The sequence below is a fragment of the Pseudomonas sp. lyk4-TYG-107 genome, from assembly GCF_030209055.1.
Lineage (GTDB): Bacteria > Pseudomonadota > Gammaproteobacteria > Pseudomonadales > Pseudomonadaceae > Aquipseudomonas > Aquipseudomonas putida_A.
The window spans coordinates 24,696-43,846 of the sequence record NZ_JARVST010000011.1; the positions used below are offsets into that span (position 1 = coordinate 24,696).

The 19,151-nt window shown below is 61.8% G+C and carries 11 protein-coding genes; 4 read left to right on the plus strand and 7 right to left on the minus strand.

The window, feature by feature from the left end:
* Window positions 1-163 precede the first annotated feature (163 nt).
* Window positions 164-1,372, plus strand: a complete 1,209-nt coding sequence (gene nhaA / locus QRN61_RS10980) for a Na+/H+ antiporter NhaA (RefSeq protein ID WP_285373782.1) — start codon at window positions 164-166, stop codon at window positions 1,370-1,372.
* A gap of 174 nt (window positions 1,373-1,546) precedes the next feature.
* Here the strand turns inward: nhaA and QRN61_RS10985 are convergent, their stop codons facing one another.
* The 3 genes from QRN61_RS10985 to QRN61_RS10995 form a co-directional block, all read right to left on the minus strand.
* Window positions 1,547-1,927 carry a hypothetical protein gene (locus tag QRN61_RS10985; protein ID WP_285373770.1) on the minus strand — a complete coding sequence of 127 codons (381 nt, stop codon included), beginning with the start codon at window positions 1,925-1,927 and terminating at the stop codon, window positions 1,547-1,549.
* Window positions 1,928-2,260: 333 nt separating this feature from the next.
* Entirely contained in the window at window positions 2,261-6,730 is a 4,470-nt protein-coding gene (locus QRN61_RS10990) for a hemagglutinin repeat-containing protein (RefSeq protein WP_285373771.1), read from the minus strand.
* 112 nt (window positions 6,731-6,842) lie between these two features.
* Window positions 6,843-8,570: a ShlB/FhaC/HecB family hemolysin secretion/activation protein gene (locus QRN61_RS10995; protein ID WP_285373772.1), complete on the minus strand. Its 1,728-nt coding sequence runs from the start codon at window positions 8,568-8,570 to the stop codon at window positions 6,843-6,845.
* A 343-nt stretch (window positions 8,571-8,913) separates the two neighbouring features.
* Between QRN61_RS10995 and QRN61_RS11000 the strand changes: the two genes are divergently transcribed.
* On the plus strand, window positions 8,914-10,035 hold the full coding sequence (locus tag QRN61_RS11000; protein WP_285373773.1) for an HlyD family secretion protein: 1,122 nt from the start codon (window positions 8,914-8,916) through the stop codon (window positions 10,033-10,035).
* A complete protein-coding gene (locus QRN61_RS11005; protein WP_115990282.1) occupies window positions 10,032-11,624 on the plus strand; it encodes a DHA2 family efflux MFS transporter permease subunit in 1,593 nt (530 codons plus the stop codon). Before QRN61_RS11000 ends, QRN61_RS11005 begins: the two co-directional genes overlap by 4 nt.
* Window positions 11,625-11,775: 151 nt before the next feature.
* Here the strand turns inward: QRN61_RS11005 and QRN61_RS11010 are convergent, their stop codons facing one another.
* From QRN61_RS11010 to QRN61_RS11020, 3 genes are all read right to left on the minus strand, one after another.
* The gene (locus tag QRN61_RS11010) at window positions 11,776-12,216 is read right to left on the minus strand and encodes a carboxymuconolactone decarboxylase family protein (RefSeq protein WP_115990283.1); all 441 of its coding nucleotides are present in this window, start codon (window positions 12,214-12,216) and stop codon (window positions 11,776-11,778) included.
* A 97-nt stretch (window positions 12,217-12,313) separates the two neighbouring features.
* Window positions 12,314-13,756, minus strand: coding sequence for a mechanosensitive ion channel domain-containing protein (locus QRN61_RS11015; protein ID WP_285373774.1), 1,443 nt, complete (start codon window positions 13,754-13,756; stop codon window positions 12,314-12,316).
* Window positions 13,757-13,964: 208 nt separating this feature from the next.
* Window positions 13,965-14,831 (minus strand): pirin family protein, encoded by an 867-nt coding sequence (locus tag QRN61_RS11020; protein ID WP_096797117.1) that lies wholly within the window; start codon window positions 14,829-14,831, stop codon window positions 13,965-13,967.
* 292 nt (window positions 14,832-15,123) lie between these two features.
* Between QRN61_RS11020 and dkgB the strand changes: the two genes are divergently transcribed.
* The gene (gene dkgB / locus QRN61_RS11025; RefSeq protein WP_285373775.1) at window positions 15,124-15,927 is read left to right on the plus strand and encodes a 2,5-didehydrogluconate reductase DkgB; all 804 of its coding nucleotides are present in this window, start codon (window positions 15,124-15,126) and stop codon (window positions 15,925-15,927) included.
* Window positions 15,928-15,931: 4 nt separating this feature from the next.
* Here dkgB and QRN61_RS11030 read toward each other — a convergent pair whose 3' ends face one another.
* Window positions 15,932-19,150, minus strand: coding sequence for a transporter substrate-binding domain-containing protein (locus QRN61_RS11030; RefSeq protein WP_285373776.1), 3,219 nt, complete (start codon window positions 19,148-19,150; stop codon window positions 15,932-15,934).
* Between the last annotated feature and the right edge of the window lies 1 nt (window position 19,151).

The following is a 19,151-nucleotide window of genomic DNA, read 5'->3' on the forward strand; positions in this document are numbered from 1 at the left end:
GGCAATTCATTCCTTGGAAACGCTCGATTCAAGGGTAATCGTCAGTAAAACCGCGCCTTCCCCCACCTATTGTGTAAAATGCCGCCCGGGTGCCACCGCAACAACGCGGCAGGGCAGGTTTAATTCAGCGCAGGTCGGGCCGCCGCGCGGAGTCGCCGTGCCTATGAGCCACGATCCGTCACGCTTGCATGCTGCCCCTGCCCGCCAGCAGGCGCCGTCTGCCCTGGCCTTTCTCACCCGATTCTTCGCCGCCGAGTCCGCCGGTGGTCTGATCCTGATGGCCGCGGCCCTCGCCGCACTGTTGGTCGCCAACTCGCCTTGGGCGGCCACGTATTTCTCGACCTTGCACATCAAGATCGCCGGTCTGTCGATCGAGCATTGGGTGAACGATGGCCTGATGGCGATCTTCTTCATGCTGGTGGGCCTGGAGATCAAGCGCGAAATGCTCGCCGGTCAGTTGTCGACCTGGGGTCAGCGCGCGCTGCCGGGCTTCGCCGCGCTGGGCGGGATGCTGGTCCCGGCCTTGATCTACGTTGCGATCAACTGGGGTAATCCGCAGACCCTGAGCGGTTGGGCGATCCCCGCCGCCACCGACATTGCTTTCGCCCTGGGCGTGCTGTCGCTGCTGGGCAAACGGGTGCCCGTCTCGTTGAAAATCTTCCTCTCGGCGCTGGCCATCCTCGATGACCTGGGCGCAGTGGTGATCATCGCGATTTTCTACACCAGCGGCCTGTCGGTGAGCATGCTGCTGGCCTCGTTGGCAGTGATTGCACTGCTGGTGATCCTCAATCGCTGCGGTGTCAGAAAGCTTTGGCCATACCTGATCGCCGGCGCCTTCCTGTGGTTCTTCATGCTGCAATCGGGGATCCACGCGACCCTCGCCGGGGTGATTCTGGCCCTGTGCATTCCGCTGGGAAATCCCGAAGACGAGCACAACTCGCCGCTGCTCTACCTCGAAGAAAAAATGCACCCGTGGGTGGCATTCGCTGTGGTGCCGATTTTCGGCTTCGCCAACGCGGGTGTGTCGCTGACCGGCATTTCTCCGAGCAACCTGCTTGAGCCGGTGCCGCTGGGCGTCGCGCTGGGCCTGTTGTTCGGCAAGCAGATCGGTATCCTCGGCCTCGGTGCCCTGGCGATTCGCAGCGGCCTGGCGCAACTGCCGCAAGGCGCGAGCTGGCTGCAACTGTACGGCGTCGCCCTGCTCTGCGGGATCGGCTTCACCATGAGCCTGTTCATCGGCGCGCTGGCGTTCCCGGGCGCGCCGCATCTGGTCGATTCGGTGAAAGTTGGGGTGTTGCTGGGTTCGATCCTGTCCGCGCTGCTGGCGGTGGTCGTGCTGATGAATGCGGGTAAGGCGAAGGCTTCGAGCTGACCGTCTGCGACAAGCAGTCCCGGTCAACTCGCGTTGACTGGGACTGAGGCGATTGCAACCGAGCTACGCGATCCGGAACTGTTGCGCCCCGACGGTTCTGGATCCTTCAGTGACCTCAAGACGTTGCGCCCGCAACAGATCCCGCTTCACTGTGCAAATCAGCCTTTTTGCACCTCAAACTTCGTCGCATGACTGCCCTGCAGCATTTAACAATCTTACTTGGACCAGTGCATCCCCCACCTCGCCACCATTGATTGCATAGGTAGCGCGGGCCGATCCATCTTTAATAGGCTTGATATGCGTTGACCAATCACCGACTGTTATTACAACACCCTCGGATATGTCCTCCGAAGTGATAGCGTGCTTGAGCGAAGTCTCGGTACCGGGAATGGGTTGCTCGCCCGCTCGATCGGTATATCCCTGCCAGTTCAGTTTCAATACGGCCCCGATCGGTGTGCCAGGCAACAGCCTCACTTTAACCCTTACACCGTCCATTGGATTCGAACTGCAATTGATGATGCCGTTTTTTGCATCCGGAAATGTGATATCGCTCATTTTTGCAGCTCCTTGAAATGACTTGACGAAGGCCGGGATAAAACCAATGTGGTTTGAAGTACCGGAACCTGATCTTCAGTTTTCAAGGAAACTCTCACAACTGTTATAAATGACAGTTTTTTAAAACTCTTCGCTATGCCTAATATTCATTTTTGATATATATATATTCGACCTGCGTATTTGCATGCGATGGTTGCGCAGCGACTATCTTCGCGGTAATGCGACAGATCAAAACGAGCGAGCTCGCTCGCGAAGGCGCTGGTTCAGTCGACAGCTTGGCTGACTGAACTGACGCCTTCGCGAGCAAGCCCGCAGTTTTTACAGCGGTGCTGCTCAGCCTTTTTCGTCGATCCCGGCCTGTAGGGTCTGGCTGTCCAGATTGCCGCTCAGGGTCACCGGACCGATTTTCAGATTGCCGTTATCGAATGACACCTTCGGTGCGTTCTCCTCGGTTTTCTGCGGTAGATCCAGTCCGGCTTTCACCCCATATTCACGGTTGACCAGATCGCTGCTACCCACCTTCGAACCGCCCAGATCGACCTTGCCGTCAATCGATGAAATCCGTGCGCCGGTCAGCTGCGCGCCACCATCAACGTTCAACTTCACACCCTGATTGCCACTGATGCCGGACGCCTGCACCACGCTGTCCTTGTGCGCGTATTCGCCTTGCGCTTTCAGCGTTGGTTTGTAGTCAGTGCCGGCGAGCTTTTCCTTGTCGCTCGGTGGGTTCTTCTTCGCCGTCAGGCCCAGATCAACATCGACCTTGGCCTGCGTCTTCGAGTCCTGACGGCTTTCGACGGTCAGATCACCGGCAACCTTGCCGCCGACAGTGTTCGCGTCGATCCGCGCGCCAGACAGTTGTGCATCGCCTGCGCTATTGAGTACCACGCTGTCAGCCTTGATATGGCTGTTCTGCTGGGTGGTGCCTTGCAGGTAATCGACGCCGACCTTGGCCCCGGCGTTGAAGCCATGGTCACTGTTGGCCTTTTCATCGGCTGCGGTCGGGGTCTTGCTGCTCAGGTTGCCGCCGGCATTCAGCGCGACGTTCCAGTTGTTGCGGCTCTCGGTGGACTGCGCCGATTCCTGAACCAAACCGCCCTTCTGCGCATCGATGCTGACGTTCGGCGCGCTGACTTGCGTGCCTTGCAGGTGCACCGCGTCACCGCTCAAGGCGACGTTGCTCTGGCTGTTGAGCTGGCCACCGGTCAGGGTTTGCGAGTTTTCGTTGACCCGACCAATGTTGAAGTTACCGCTCAGATTACCGCCCTGATCGCGACTCTTCTCGCTGCTGGATTTGCTGCCGCCGCCCTTCAAGCCGCCGCCGAGATTGCTGCCAGTCGCGGTGTGGGTATCAACGGCCGCTTGCAGATCGAGTTTGCCGTCAGCGTGCAGCTCAATGCCGCCGACGCTGTCGATCTGCGTGCCTTGCTGAACCTGATTGCCACCGCTGATCAGTTGCACCGGGCCGTTGCCGCTGATGCTCGCCACGTGAGCCTGGGTGTCATTGGTCTGCTTGCCGGTGTGATCAAGCTGGAAGCCAGCGCCGAGGTCGACGTTGGTGCCGTCGGTGCCCGGCAAGGTGCCGACCGTCAGCGAGCCGTTGCCGCGCAGGCTGGAGTCGCTGCTGCTCTGGCGGTCGGTAGCCTGATTCAGCGCCAGATCGCCGCCGGTCTTGATGTTCACACCGCCCTGCCCGCCGTCGAAACGGCTGCCAGCGAACTGCGCATCACCGCCCATCTTGATGTTCACGCCTTGGCTGCCGGCAAAACCGCCGACCACTGCGGTGCTGCTGTCCTTGCTGCTGTAGCTGTTGCCACCCGCGCCGCTGCCGGCGACGTTCACGTCCTCGCCGGTCTTGGTGTAGACGCGCACGTCGACCTTGGCGTCCACCGAGTTATCGGTGCTGCTGTGAGTGTTGCTCGCGGCATCGGCAACCAGTTTGTCAGCGCTGATGTTGACCTTGCCGTTGCTTGCGCTGTACTGGGTGCCCTCGTCGTGCAGGGTGCCGGCGGTTTTCACCTCGACACTGCCGCCGTCGAAACGGCTGACCACAGCGTTGCTGCTCTGCTCGGTCTTGTCGGCGCTGCCGTGACCGATCGCCACGTCGAGGCCGACGTTCGGCTGGCCGAGATTGCTCAGGGCTTCCTTGTCCGGCACCTTGCCGTTGAGCACATCCTTGACCGCACCGGCAATCGGGCGGGCGATGTCCTTGTACTCGACGTTGGCGCCGATGTCCGCCGACCAGTTGCTCTGGTTGTGAGTGCTGCTTTCGGTGTTGCTGGCGGCGCGGTTGTCGACCTCGTTGGCCGCGACGTTCAGGCCGTTGCCAGCCTTGACCTGCGCGCCTTCGGTCAGCAGCTTGTCGGCGTTGATGTTCAGGTTGCCGCTGCTCTGCATGTTGGTGGTTTGCGCGCTGGTTTTGCTGCTGCTGTCTTGCGTGGTGCTGTGGGCAAAATCGACGCCACTGCCGGCGCGGTCGAGGCCGCCGGTGTAGTAGAAACCGCCGCCAGTACTGGAGGTGTCGGATGAGGTTTTGTGGCTGTCCTGTTCGGCCAGCAACGACACGTTCTTGCCGCCCAGCGTGGTATCGCCGGCCGTGGATTTGACTTCACCGCCCTTGATCGTCAGATCGCCGCCGGCCTTCACTTGCACGGTGCCACCGCTGAGGCTCGAGCCTTGCTGGTTGACGTCGTTGCGGGTGACGGTCTGCTGCTTGTCTTCGTAGTGCACCCCGGCGCGGTATTGCTCCGGCGTTTGCTCCTTGGCGTAGGCATCGAAGCCACGGGTCTCGGTGGTCGAGCTGCTGTCGTGGGTGTTCTGCGTGGAATGCACGTTCACATCACCGGCGGCGTCCGCCGTCAGCGCGCCGCCGGCCTTGACCGTGGAGCCGGCGACTTCGATGTCCTTGGCACTTTTGAGCTTGAGATTGCTGTCGGAAACCAGCTCGCTGCGCAGCGTGGTGCTGTCTTTGGCGTTCTGCCGTGACTCGTCCTTGCTGATGCCGAAGAACTTGCTGTCCTTGTCGTGGTTGTTGCTGTGCGAAGTGTCCTGCACACCGTCGATCACCAGCGAACCCTGATCGCTGATCACGCTGGCCTCGGTGCCGCCACGGACCTGGCTGCCGCTGATGCGCACGTCGTCAGCCTTGACGATCAGTTTGCCCGCCGCATTGATTTTGCTGCCCCGATGCCGGGTCTGGCCCTTGTCAGCGTCACCGGTCTTGCCGAAGAAACCGCCACCCACCAGGTCGCCGGAGTAACTGTTGTTGTTGCTGCGACTGGTGCGCGTGGCGGTGGTGACGTCCACTTGCTTGCCCGCCAGTTTCACATCGCCGGTGCTGTTCAGTTCGGCACCTTCGGCGCGCAGCAACGCGGCGGTCTGCAAAGCGATATTGCCGCCCTTCAGCTGGCTGCCGATGCTGCGCTGCTCTTCGCTGCTGTTGTTCCAGTCGGCCTTCCATAGATGCTTGCGATGGTTGCCCTGATCGGTCTGGGTGTGGCTTTCGGTGGCCGCACTCAGGCGCAGATCGCCGCTGCTCTGCACATCGAGATTTTTCGCCGCTTCGACCTTGGCCGCTTTGAGTTCGGTGTCTTTGCCGGAGGACAATTTGGCGTCACGAGTGGCGACGATCTGGCTGCCGTGCTGGCGAGTTTCACTGTCGGTCTGGGTGCGATCGTAGGTTTCCCAGGTGATGCCGATGGTGCTGTTGCTCCAGTTTTCTCGCGTCTGCTGAAGCTTGCGGCTTTCGACGGTGCTCAGGGTCAGGTTGCGCTTGGCATTGACGTTGACGTCGCGACCACTGACATCGGTGGCGGCCAGCGTCAGGTCGTTGCCGCTGTGCAGGCCGACATCACCCTGACTGCTGCGGATGCTGGCACGCGTCACTTCGAGGCTGTTGGGGATGGCTTCACCGCTGACGCTGAGATCGCCAGCCGAACGGATCTGCACCCCGTCACGCCCGGCCACTTGCACCGCCCCCACACGCACGCCCGCGCCTTCGGCGGTGCTGACGATGTTGATGCGACCGGCCTGCATCGCACCGAACAGGCTGGCGTCAATGCGTTGATCCTGGGTGTTGCCCGCCGGATCCACGGCTTTGACCTGACCGCTGGCGTAATCGATCTGATTGCGTCCGACGGTGAGGTTCAACTGATCGCGGGCATCGATGCGGCCCTGGCTGTCGATACGCGGGGCGATCAGATTGACCGAACCCTCGGCATTACGCAGGCCGCCACTCTGGATCTGCAACTGACCGCTGGCGTCGCGGGTGTTCAAGGCTTGCAGTTTGCCGTCGTTCAACTCCGGACGACCGACCAGCAGACTCGCGTTCGGCGTGTTGATGAAACTGCCGCCGTTCACCGAAATGCCGTTGGGGTTGGCCAGCACGTAATCGGCGGCGCGGCCGAAGATTTCCTGGGCGCCGTTGATGGCCGAAGGGTTGCGGCTGATCACCTCGTTGAGGATCACGCTCGCCGCTTGGCCCTGCAGTTGCGGGTTGGCTGCCAGTTGCCCGGCGAGCTGCGATTGCCCGGCCTGCAAGGCGTTGTTCAGCACCAGACCCTGACGGTCGACGTTGTAGTCGAGGAACTGGTTGTGCGACAGGCCCGAGCCGTTGGGCGCGACGATATTGACGATGGGCACGCCGCCCTGCGTCTGCAATTGCGCGGTGCCGCCGGGGCCGGGAGCGACCACCACACCGCCGGCGATGGCGCTGGGCAGGTGCACGGCGAAGAACAGGCTGGCGATCGCCCAGCGCAGTTTGCCCCGAGGAGAAAGATGGAATGCAAAGGTGTGTGCTGGCATAAAAACGTCTCCATGTAAGTACGGCATCACGGCACGCGATTTGGTCTTGGCCGTGGCTGTCGCGCTCAGATCCGACGGCTGTTTGTTCACTGCTTGATGAGTCTCGCTGGTGTCATATCTGCAACCCCACGCGCATCAGCCAGGTCTCCGGCTCGTGCTGCAAACCGCTGGGGGTGTTGAGGGCGCGTTGGTAATCGACGTCCACTTGCAGATTCTTCCAGCCCAGATTCAGCCCGACACTGGCGCCGCTCAGGCGCTGGCCCTGAGCACCGTGATCGGCCTTGAGCCAGCCGTTGTCCAGGCCCACACGCGGGGTGATCTGCAGCGGCCAATCGCTGCGCAGCGGCAGGCGCAGGGTGTTGCGCCAGATAGCGCCGCTGGCGCCGGAAGCGCTGCTGACCCGATAACCGCGCACCGCCGAATCGTCGGTGCCGAGCAATTGTTCGATGGCCGGCAACGGGTCGGGGCTGTATTGCAGATTGAGCTGGCTCTGCCACTGCCACGCTTGCGCGCCGAACTGGCCGTTGCGCCATTGGCTGAGGCCAGCGCGGTACTTGCGAAACTGCGCTTTGGGCAAATTGTTGACCGCATGATTGGCGTCGTCATCGGCGCCCAGCCAGCGCAGGCCTTGCGAATAGGTGAAGTCGAGGTTCCACACCGCACGGTCGAGCCAGAACAGATTGAGTCCGGCTTCGGCCACGGTCAGGGTCGGGCTTTGAATGCCCAGACGGACATTTTCCAGATAGCTGTCGACGTCCTTGTGTGCCAGTTGCAGGTTGGCGCTGAGCTGACGGCTCTGGTCGCGCCACAACACGCGGTCGGCGCGCAGACTCAGTTGATCGGTGATGCCGGTGCTGTACAAGGTCGCGCTGGGCAGTTTGAACGGCGCGCGATATTCGGCGTGGCTGGCGAATGCGCTGTAGGTCCAGTAGCCGTAGGGAATCGCGTAATACAGGCTGGCGTTGCGACTGTAGCGGTCGCCCTGATTCAACGTGTCGCTGGCACTGAGGCTCAACAGATCGTTGAGTTGCAGCGGGCTGTCGAAGCTCAGGCTGACGGTATCGCGGTCACGCCCGGTGCTGGCGCTGCCAAGGTTGTCCATGCCCAGGCCCAACGCCCAGCGCGACTGCCCGGAGGTGCGCGAGCGCAGGATGATTCGCGACGCGCCGGGCTGGCTGCCGGGGGCGATGTCGGCGGTCAGGTCGATCGAGCGCAAGCGGTTCAATTGATCCAGGCCCTGCTCCAGATCGCGCAGGTTCAGCGGCTGGCCGAGCATGTGCGGGAACGCGCCGCCCAGCGAAACGGGCAGGCTCTGATCGGCCAGTTCGATGGACTCGATGTAGCCCTCGTCGATCATGATGTCCAGCGACTGCCCCGCCGCCGGCGCGCTCAGCAAGTACGGGCGACTGGCGATGTAGCCTTGCTCGACGTAGATCGCGGTGATAGTCGCCAGCAAATGGTTGATCTGGCCGACGCCCATGCACGGCGCCAGCAGCGGTTTGATCCGGGCGTTGAGCTTGTTGCTGTCGATCAGCGTGACGCCACCAATGCGCGTGCCGCTTAGCGGCCAGCAGCGTTCATCGGGGGTGACGGTCTGCGGGAGCACTGGGGTGGCGGGCGCAGGACCGAACGCACCGCGCTCCAGTTGGCGCTTGCGTTGTTCCATCTGCAGTTGTTGCAGATCGCGCTGTTGCTGTTGCTGCTGGCGCAGCACTTCCTGGCCCGGCGCAACAGGATCAGCCGCTTGAATCGAGGAGGCACACACACTCAACACAAAGGCCGACAACAGCGGGCAAAGCGTGGAACGACGACGGAAAACAGCGCAAAGCAAATACGGCACGCAACATCCTTGCAATCATAAAGTAGCGTAATGCCACCTCATCAATGCGAGTGATACTCAGAGCCTTCCTACACAAATGCAAGACGCTTCCTACAACGCTTACATTTCTTAAACATTTGATTTTGCTGTGTTCAACGTCAGTCCATCAGGGGTTCCCCGAGGGCTTTCATCGAGTTCTTGAAGATTTGGCCCCGTATTACGGGCGCTGTCGTTTGTCGAAACCGCTCCAAACCCCGAGGCCGGGTAAGCAACTGACGATCGGCACAAAAACATAATTGCCACAAAATATTACTTGCGTCATATTACAGCCGTAATAACAGCCCGTATCCGCAGGTATTACGCCATGACCAGCATGCCAACCGTTGAGCCAGACCTGTCTGCCCCGGTCACCTCCGCCAAGCCGCCACTGCGCAAACGCCTGCTGCTGACCGGCTCTGGCCTGGTCGCGCTGGTCGTGGTCGGCGTTTACGCCAGTCATTGGTGGGGCACCGGGCGTTTCCTTGAGGAGACTGACGATGCCTACATCGGTGGCGACGTCACGGTGATCGGGCCGAAGGTCGCCGGTTACATCGAAGAAGTGCTGGTCAGCGACAACCAATCGGTCAAGGCCGGCGACGTGCTGATCCGCCTCGACGCACGTGACTATCGCGCCAGCCTCGCCAAAGCCGAGGGCGCCGTTGCCGCCGAAGAGGCGCTGCTGGCCAACCTCGACGCCACTGAACAACTGCAGCAAGCGGTGATCGGCCAGGCCCGCGCCGGCATCGATGCCGCCGGTGCCGAAACCGCCCGCTCGCGGGATGACAATGCGCGTTACAAACGTCTGGTCAGCACCAATGCCGTGTCGGTGGAAAGCGCCCAACGCGCCGACGCCACCTTCAAGACCGCCCAGGCCCTGAGTGCCCGCGCCCAGGCCGAACTGCTTGCCGCCCAGCGCCAACTGGCGGTGATCGACACCCAGAAACAACAGGCCCGCGCCGCCCTGCAACAGGCCCGCGCCGAGCGTGATCTGGCGCAATTGAATCTCGGCTACACCGAACTGCGCGCGCCGGTCGACGGCGTGATCGGCAACCGCCGCGCGCGGGTCGGCGCCTATGCCCAGGCCGGGTCGCAACAGTTGTCGGTGGTACCGGCCAGCGGTCTGTGGGTGGATGCCAATTTCAAGGAAGACCAGCTGGCGCGGATGAAACCCGGGCAACGGGTGAGCATCCGTGCCGACGTGCTCTCCGGCCAGGAGTTCCACGGCCGCCTCGACAGCCTCGCCCCGGCCACCGGCTCGCAATTCAGCGTGCTACCGCCGGAGAACGCCACCGGCAACTTCACCAAAATCGTCCAGCGGGTACCGGTGCGAATCCTGCTCGATCCGGCTGACGGCGTGCTCGGCCATCTGCGGCCGGGGCTATCGGTGACCGCTGAAGTCGACACCCGCGCGCAAGCCGAAACCAGCGCCGTGGCCGTCGCGCCATGAGCACCGCCCTCACCGCCCCGGCGCAACCGTTCAACGCCGCCGACATGGCCACCGCGACCAAAGTGTTTGCCTTCGCCACCATGTGCATCGGCATGTTCATTGCGCTGCTGGACATCCAGATCGTCTCGGCCTCGCTGCGCGACATCGGCGGTGGGCTCTCGGCCGGCACCGATGAAACCGCGTGGGTGCAGACCAGTTATCTGATCGCCGAAATCATCGTGATCCCGCTGTCGGGCTGGCTGTCGCGGGTGTTCTCCACACGCTGGCTGTTCTGCGCCTCGGCCGTCGGTTTCACCCTGGCCAGCCTGCTCTGCGGCGTGGCCTGGAACATCCAGAGCATGATCGCCTTTCGTGCGCTGCAAGGCTTTCTCGGCGGTTCGATGATTCCGCTGGTGTTCACCACCGCGTTCTTTTTCTTCACCGGCAAACAACGGGTGATCGCCGCCGCAACCATCGGTGCGGTGGCGTCGCTGGCGCCGACCTTGGGGCCGGTGATCGGCGGCTGGATCACCGACATTTCATCGTGGCACTGGCTGTTCTACATCAACCTGGTGCCGGGGATTTTCGTCGCGGTGGCAGTGCCGATGCTGGTGAAAATCGACCAGCCGGAACTGGCGCTGCTCAAAGGTGCGGACTACCTGAGCATGGTGTTTCTCGCGCTGTTTCTCGGCTGCCTGGAATACACCCTCGAAGAAGGCCCGCGGTGGAACTGGTTCAGCGATCAAACGATTCTGACCACGGCATGGATCAGCGGTCTGGCGGGTCTGGCCTTCATCGGACGCACCTTGCACGTGGCCAATCCGATCGTCGATCTGCGCGCACTCAAGGATCGCAATTTCGCCCTGGGCTGCTTCTTTTCCTTCGTCACCGGAATTGGTCTGTTCGCGACGATTTACCTGACGCCGCTGTTTCTCGGCCGGGTGCGTGGATACAGCGCGCTGGACATTGGTCTGGCGGTTTTTTCCACCGGGGTGTTCCAGATCATGGCGATTCCGCTGTATGCCTTCCTCGCCAATCGCATGGATTTGCGCTGGATCATGATGATCGGGCTGGGCTTGTTTGCCGTGTCGATGTGGGAATTCAGTCCGATCACCCACGACTGGGGTTCCGGCCAGTTGATGCTACCGCAAGCGCTGCGCGGGATCGCTCAGCAACTGGCGGTGCCGCCGGCAGTGACACTGACTCTGGGAGGTTTGGCACCGGCGCGCTTGAAGCACGCTTCGGGGCTGTTCAACCTGATGCGCAATCTGGGCGGAGCCATCGGCATTGCCGCGTGCGCGACCATTCTCAATGACCGCACCAACCTGCACTTCACCCGTCTGGCCGAGCATTTGAACAGCAGTAACGAGGCGATGAATCAGTGGCTGGCGCAGGTCGGTGGCAATCTGGCGACACTGGGTCAGAGTGGTGACGTTGGCGTCACCGCAGGCCTGCGTCAACTGTGGCTGCTGACCTACCGCGAGGCGCAGACCCAGACCTACGGCGATACCTTTTTGATGATCATGCTGTGCTTCATCATCGCCACGGCGATGGTGCCCTTGATGCGCAAGGTACAACCACCGGCCGCGCCGAGTGCGGATGCGCATTGATCACCCTTCTGAAGTTTTGCACTTTTCACTGTGGGAGCGGGCTTGCTCCGGGCGGCGATCCGACGAAGGCGGTGTGTCAGATAACCACTAAGGTGACTGAGACGACGCCTTCGCGAGCAAGCCCGCTCCCACAGTTTTCGACCGTGAACTGTCAGAGCTGCGGGATTTTGCGGAAGCCCACCGCCAGACGGTTCCAGCTGTTGATGGTGCTGATCGCCACGCTCAGGTCGACCATTTCCTTGGGCGTGAATTGCGCCGCGACGATGTCGTAGTCTTCGTCCGGGGCGTGGGTCAGGCTCAGCTGGGTCAGCGATTCGGTCCACAGCAGCGCAGCGCGCTCACGCTCGGTGAAGAATGGCGCTTCACGCCACGCGGTCACGGCGAACAGTCGACGCGGGGTTTCGCCGCCCTTGATCGCGTCAGCGGTGTGCATGTCAATGCAGAACGCACAGCCGTTGATCTGCGAAGCGCGCAGCTTGACCAGTTCGACCAGGGTCTTTTCCAGCGGCAGTTTCGAGACCGCGGTTTCCAGGGCGATCATCGCTTTCAGGGCGTCTGGGGAGGCGGTGTAGAAATCGGTACGAGCTTTCATGATTGAGTTTCCGGGGCCAGTGAATGTGTGACTAAGGTAGTCCCGCACTTGCCCCGGACAAATAGCCAATCTCCCGGAAGACGAGTAGACCACCCTGTCACACGCGATTGCGCAACCAGTGCAGGAACCCGGTTTTCGCCACCACGGGCGGCACGTCCTGAGTCAGGGTCTGGGCCTTGTGCAGGCGATAATCGAGCAAAGCTTTCATCGCCTCGTTGATGTCGTGGCGGGCATCCAGACACGGCTTCAGGTAGGTCTTCTCGATGCGATATAACGCGCAGAAGGTTTTCGCCGCGAAGGTCGCCGGCACCGACGAATCGGAGAGGATGCCGGCCTCGCCGATCACCTCCCCCGGCCCCATGCGCCCGGATTCGAACGGGCTGCCATGGCGAGTCAAGGTCACGCTGACCACGCCCGATTCGATGATGAACAAATGATCGCTGACCTCCCCGGCCTCGAGGATCGTCTCGCCAGCACGGAAGGTTTGCAGGGTCATGTTTTGGCTGAAGGTGTCTTTCTCTTCCTGGCGCAGCGTGGAGAAAATCGGCGAACTGTCGAGCAGCGCCCGCGGCCGCGAGAGGTTGCCGGCGACGATCGGTTCGACACTCGACAACAGATTGATCCCGGACGCCTGCAGATGCCGGTAAGCCAGATCGAACAGCTGATTGCGCACCGAGCGTTTCTGATCCATCGACGAGACAAAACCGCTGATCTCATATTCCGCGCCGGCGCTGCTGGAGCTCTTGAGCGCGACGCTTGGCGAAGGATTGTCCAGCAGCGGGCGGCAGCCCTGCATTGCCCGCTCCAATGCGTCGATCACGGTGGTCGGTCGCGCATGCGGGCTGACCTGCACACTGACGGCCAGGCCGAACATGTTGCTCGGCCGGCTGAAGTTGATGATCTTGGCCTTGGCCGCCAGCGAGTTGGGAATCACCGCCATGCTGCCCTGACTGGTCTGTAGACGCGTGGCGCGCCAGTCGATGTCGATGACCCGGCCTTCGGTGCCATCGATCGAAATCCAGTCATCGATCTGATAGGGCTTGGTGGTGTTGAGCACGATCCCGGAAAACACATCGCTGAGGGTGCTCTGCAACGCCAGACCGACGATGATCGCCAAGGCCCCGGACGTCGCCAGCACACCTTTGACCGGCAGATCCAGCACGTAGGCCAGGGCCGCGATAATCGCGATCAGGAAAATCACCGCACCGAGCAGATCCTGCAACAGCCGCCCGGTGTGCCCGACCCGCTGCATCATCACCGCACCGATCAGCACGGTCAGGGTGCGCGCGCCAAACAGCCACCAGCCGATCTGCAAGCCGGTCGCCGCCAGGTGCAGCGGCACGTTGTCGGCCCACGGCGCCGGCTCCATCGGATTCAGGCCTTCGTTGAACAACAGCACGCTGAACAGGCTGAAAATCAGCACCCGCACCAGCAGCTTCCACTCGCTGCCACGGGAGCTGATCAGGCGCCACAGCCCGAGATCGAGGAGGATCAGGATCAACGCGCAAAACAACGGATGTTCGGTCAAAAAAGACAACATCAAAGCACTCCGACAGGGCCCGGTCGCGAGAAGATCGCACAGATTGGGCAAGTGTAGGAGTAATTGATTTCAGAGGATGAACGCCCGCGCAAAAACACCGGAAAACCCCTGTGGGAGCGAGCCTGCTCGCGAAGGCGGTGGATCAGTCAGACATGCATTGACTGGCACTGCGCTTTCGCGAGCAAGCCCGCTCCCACAGGGGTGAAATTTACCCGTGCATCCGGCCAAAACGTCCCGACTGGAAGTCGGCGAATGCCTGATGAATTTCCTGCTCGGTGTTCATCACGAACGGGCCATGGCCGACAATCGGTTCGTCGATCGGCTCGCCGCTGAGCAGCAACACCACCGCGTCTTCACTGGCCTCAAGGGTCAACTGACGACCGTCGCGCTCGAACAGCACCAACTGCCCGACACCCGCAGTTTCCACACCGTTGATCTGCACCGAACCTTTCAACAGCACCAGCGCAGTGTTGCGCCCCTCGTGCAGATCGAGCGTCAGCAACTTGCCGGCATTGAGCCGCAGGTCCCAGACGTCGATCGGCGTGAAAGTGTGCGACGGGCCTTTATGCCCATCGAACTCACCGGCGATCAGCCGCAGCCGGCCGGCATCGTCCTTCAACGCGATATTGGGAATATCGCCGTCGAGAATGGTCTGGTAGCCGGGCGCGGCCATTTTGTCCTTGGCCGGCAGGTTGACCCACAGCTGCACCATCTCCAGCTTGCCGCCGGTTCTGGCGAACTCATCCGAGTGGAACTCCTCGTGGAGGATCCCGGACGCGGCGGTCATCCACTGCACATCGCCGGGGCCGATGGTGCCGCCGCTGCCGGTGGAGTCGCGGTGCTGCACTTCGCCGTCGTAGACGATGGTCACCGTTTCAAAACCACGGTGCGGGTGCTGGCCGACGCCACGGCGCTCGGTGGTCGGGGTGAATTCGGCCGGACCTGCGTGATCGAGCAGCAGGAACGGGCTGATGTGTTTGCCCAGGTTGTCATAGGAAAACAGGGTGCGCACCGGGAAACCATCGCCGACCCAATGGCCGCGAGGGCTGGTGTAGATACCGATGATGTTTTTCATGGTTGCCTCCAGAAAAGATGGGTGACGCAATGGATTAAGCTTAAATCCATAGCGTTTTTAGGACTAGACGGCAAAAACCGGCTTTAGTGTTCCATTTATAGAACAGTCCCACCGTTGAATCTCGATCCCTTGTGGGAGTGGGCTTGCTCGCGAAGAGGCCAGTCCAGACAACACCACTATCGGGAAAGATTCATGACTTCTGCTCAACAGTGCTTTGCCCCACCAGCGGTTTTTCTCAAGGACACAGACGCGGATACTCCTGCCCATTCCCACTGCAACCCTGGAGTCATCAATGTCTGTTCCCGCTTTTGGTCTGGGTACGTTTCGCCTGCAAGGTCAGGTGGTCATCGATTCGGTGCGCACCGGCCTTGAACTCGGTTACCGCGCCATCGACACCGCGCAGATCTACGAGAACGAAGCCGAGGTCGGCCAGGCCATCGCCGCCAGCGGCATTGCTCGCGAAGAGCTGTTCATCACCAGCAAGATCTGGATCGCCAACTTCGCCAAGGACCGTCTGATCGACAGCCTCAAGGAAAGCCTGCAGAAATTGCAGACCGATTACCTCGATCTGACACTGATCCACTGGCCGTCGCCGGAAGATCAGGTGCCGGTCGCCGAATACATGGGCGCGCTGCTCGAAGCCAAGCGTCTGGGCCTGACCCGGCAGATCGGAGTGTCCAACTTCACCATCGAGCTGATGCAACAGGCCATCGCCGCGGTTGGCGCGGAAAACATCGCCACCAACCAGATCGAGCTGCACCCGTACCTGCAAAACCGCAAAGTGGTCGAGTTCGCCCGCGGCCAAGGCATCCAGATCACCTCCTACATGACCCTCGCCTATGGCGAAGTGCTGAAGGATCCGGTGATTCAGCAGATCGCTGAACGCCTGCAAGCGACCCCGGCGCAGGTCACTCTGGCCTGGGCGATGCAGTCGGGTTACGCGGTGATTCCATCGTCGACCAAACGCGCCAACCTGCAGAGTAACCTCGGCGCCACCACGCTGACCCTGAGCGAATCCGACATGGCGCTGATCGCCGGTCTGGAGCGTGGCCAGCGCCTGACCAGCCCGAAAGGCATTGCGCCGCAGTGGGATTGATCGCTCAGTCCTGAAGCCGCTGCGCGAGGTCGAGCATGGCCGTGCGCAGCGCATCCGCCGAGCGGTGGACCGCCAGGGTTTCGGCGTCGCGGCACGCCTGTTCGAGCTCCGCGCACGCCGCCGCCACCCGCGCGGCACCGACCATTTGCGCACCGCCCTTGATGTGATGCGCCAGAGTGGTTAATTCGCTCAGATCCTGTGGCTGGCGCGCAGCGTCCAGCCGTTGCAGATCGTCGTGCAGACTGCGCAACACTTGTTCGCGCAGGCGCTGCATCACTGCAGGATTGTCCCCGGCCATCTGTTCAAGCGCGCTCAGGTCGATCTCAGGCAGCGGCGGTGTCGGGTTCGACAGCTGATCACTGTCGCCGCGGCTGGCCGTCTTCAATGCCTGTTGCAGATCGTGCAAGCGAATCGGCTTGAACAGACAATCGTCCATGCCGGCCTCAAGACAACGGACTTTCTCCTCGACCTGCGCGTTGGCAGTGAAGCCGAGGATCAGGCAGCGTGCCCGACCGCTCGCCGCCTCTTCTTCACGAAGTGTCCGAGCGAGTTCGTAACCGTTGCGCCGGGGCATGTTGCAATCGGTGATCAGCACATCGAAAGCCTGTGTTCGCCAGCGCTGCAAGCCCAGCTCACCATCCTCGACATCGACCGTAGCGTGGCCCAGCTCACTCAGTTGCCGGCACAGGAGCAAGCGGTTGACCGGATGATCGTCCACCACCAGCACGCTCAGCGAACGCGCTGGCGTGTCCGCCACTTGCGGGCCTGCCGTCTCGGGTTCGAGCGCGGTCAACAGTGGCAGCTGCAGGTTTACCTCAACCCGCGTTCCATGCCCCGGCTCGCTGTCCAGGCGCAGTGTGCCGCCCATCATTTCGCAGAGGTTACGGCTGATCACCAGGCCCAATCCCGAGCCGCTACGCGCTGACTGGCCCTGGCTAGCGGCCTGGACGAACGGACTGAACAGGCGTTTGCGGTCATCGGCACTGATGCCGATTCCGCTGTCTGCAATCGCTAGTTTCACGGCCAACTGGCCAAGCGCTGTCCTGGTTACCGACAGTTGCAGACTGACCTGCCCGTGCTCGGTGAACTTGATCGCGTTGCTCAACAGGTTTGACAGCACTTGCTTGAAGCGTGTCGGGTCGAGCATGACGTCGACGTCACTGTGCGCATCCAGTTCGACCTGCCACAGCAGGCGTTTCTCCCGCGCCAGCCCTTCGAATACGCGGCACACCGCGATCACTTGTTCGCGCAGATTGGCCCGCTGCGGCGCGAGGGACAAATGCCCGGACTCGATGCGTGCGATATCGAGAATGTCACCGATCAACGCCAGTAATTGCTGGCCGGCAGCGGACGCGACCTCGATTGCCAGCTTGTCGGTGACGCCCTCCTCGGCACGCTTGAGGGCCATTTCGAGCATGCCGATCAGGGCATTCATCGGCGTGCGGATTTCATGGCTCATGGTCGCCAGAAACGTAGTCTTGGCCCGATTGGCGTCGTCGGCGGCATCCTTGGCCTGCTGCAACTGCTGCAGCCACTGTTGACGTTGACGCAGCTGCGAGCGCTGAAAACCGATCCAGGCCAAGGCCAGCAACAGCAGCCCCGCCGCACCGGCAAACGCCAGCAGGATTTCGCGGCGATGACGCTGCCAGTAGCTCTCTTCCACGACCACGTCATGGCTCCAGCGCTCGACCAGTTCGTCCATCTGCTGCGGCGCGATGCTCAGCAACGCCTTGTTCAGAATCGTGTGCAGCGACGTATCCTGCGCTGCGGTCGCCAGCGCAATGCGTGCCGGCTGATCGCCGATCGTGTTGGTGATGCGCAGGCGTTCGCGATAATGGCGGGCGATCAGAAAACGCGCCACCAGCAGCGAGCTGACGGTCGCGTCGGCCTGGCCTTTGGCGATCTGCTCCATGCCCTCGGCCGGGCTGCGCACCTCCACCAGGCGAATCCCGGGCACCTGCTGCAGAATAAAGTCGTGCAATGGATGACCGCGATAAATCGCCAGCCGCTTGCCCGGCAGATCGGCGAGGCTGCGCGGGCTGCCGGCCGTCGTCGCGCTGACCAGCACAAACGGATTGTTCAGGTAGGCACGGGTAAATTGCAGCTCGGTTTCCCGTTCGCTGCTCGGGGTCACCACCGGCAACACGTCGAGTTCACCGGCCTTGAGCTGCTCAATCTGACGATCCAGCGAACGCCCCCGAACCAACTCGAATTGCAGCCCGGTACGCTGACTGATCAGGTTGAGCAACTGCGCCGACAGCCCGTTGAATCGTCCGTCGGCATCAAAAAACGTCAGCGGTGCGAAGTCTTCGATCACGCCGACCCGCACCCGCGGATGTTGCTCCAGCCACTGCTGCTCGCTGGCACTGAGGCGCACCTGCGACTGCGCGGCCATTTGCGCGCGCCCTGCGCTCCAGCGCTGCTCGATCAGTTGACGACGCTCCATGGGAATCGCCGCCAGCGCCCTGTCGATGATGCGTTTGAGGCGCACCTCACTGCGCAGCAGGGCGAAACCGAAGGGATTAGCATCCAGGCCCGAGGGCCCGGCCAGTTGCAGGTCATTGCGGTAATTGGTGTTGATCAGGTAATTGGCACTGATCAGATCGCCGAGATATCCGTCATCGACACCAAACGCTACCGCACCCAGCGCATCCATTGCCGAGGAGTAACGCTGCACCTTCGCGTCGGGGTAGAACGCCTGCACGCTGGTCAGCGGCAGATAGTCCTCGACCATGGCGATGCGTTTGCCTGTCAGGTCGGCCGGTAACGTTTCGTCGAGCCGGGTCACCAGCATCGGTTGGTCTTCGGCATAGGGGCGCGACAAGATGAAATCCGCATCGGCCAGCTCGAAATTGTTCGAGGTGCCCAGCAGATCGAGTTCGCCGCGCTTGAGTGCGCTCATCACCGCGTCGCGGTTTGCGTAGCGTTGCACCTCGATCCGCACCCCGAGCAGTTGCGCCAGCAACTCGGCATAGTCGGCGGTGAGGCCTTCCAGCTCCTGCCGATTCCGCGTGATCTCGAACGGTGGATAATCGGGCCCGGAAATCCCCATGCGCAACGTCGGATGGCGGCGTAGCCACTGTTGATCCTGGGGGTCGAGCGGGACCTGAATGTTCTCCAGTGCTGCCTGGCTCAATAACTCCAGAGGCTGCGGCGAACCACTGGCCCAGCAGCTCGCCGTGAAGCTCAACCACAGCACGCACCACCAGCGTCGCAGATTCACT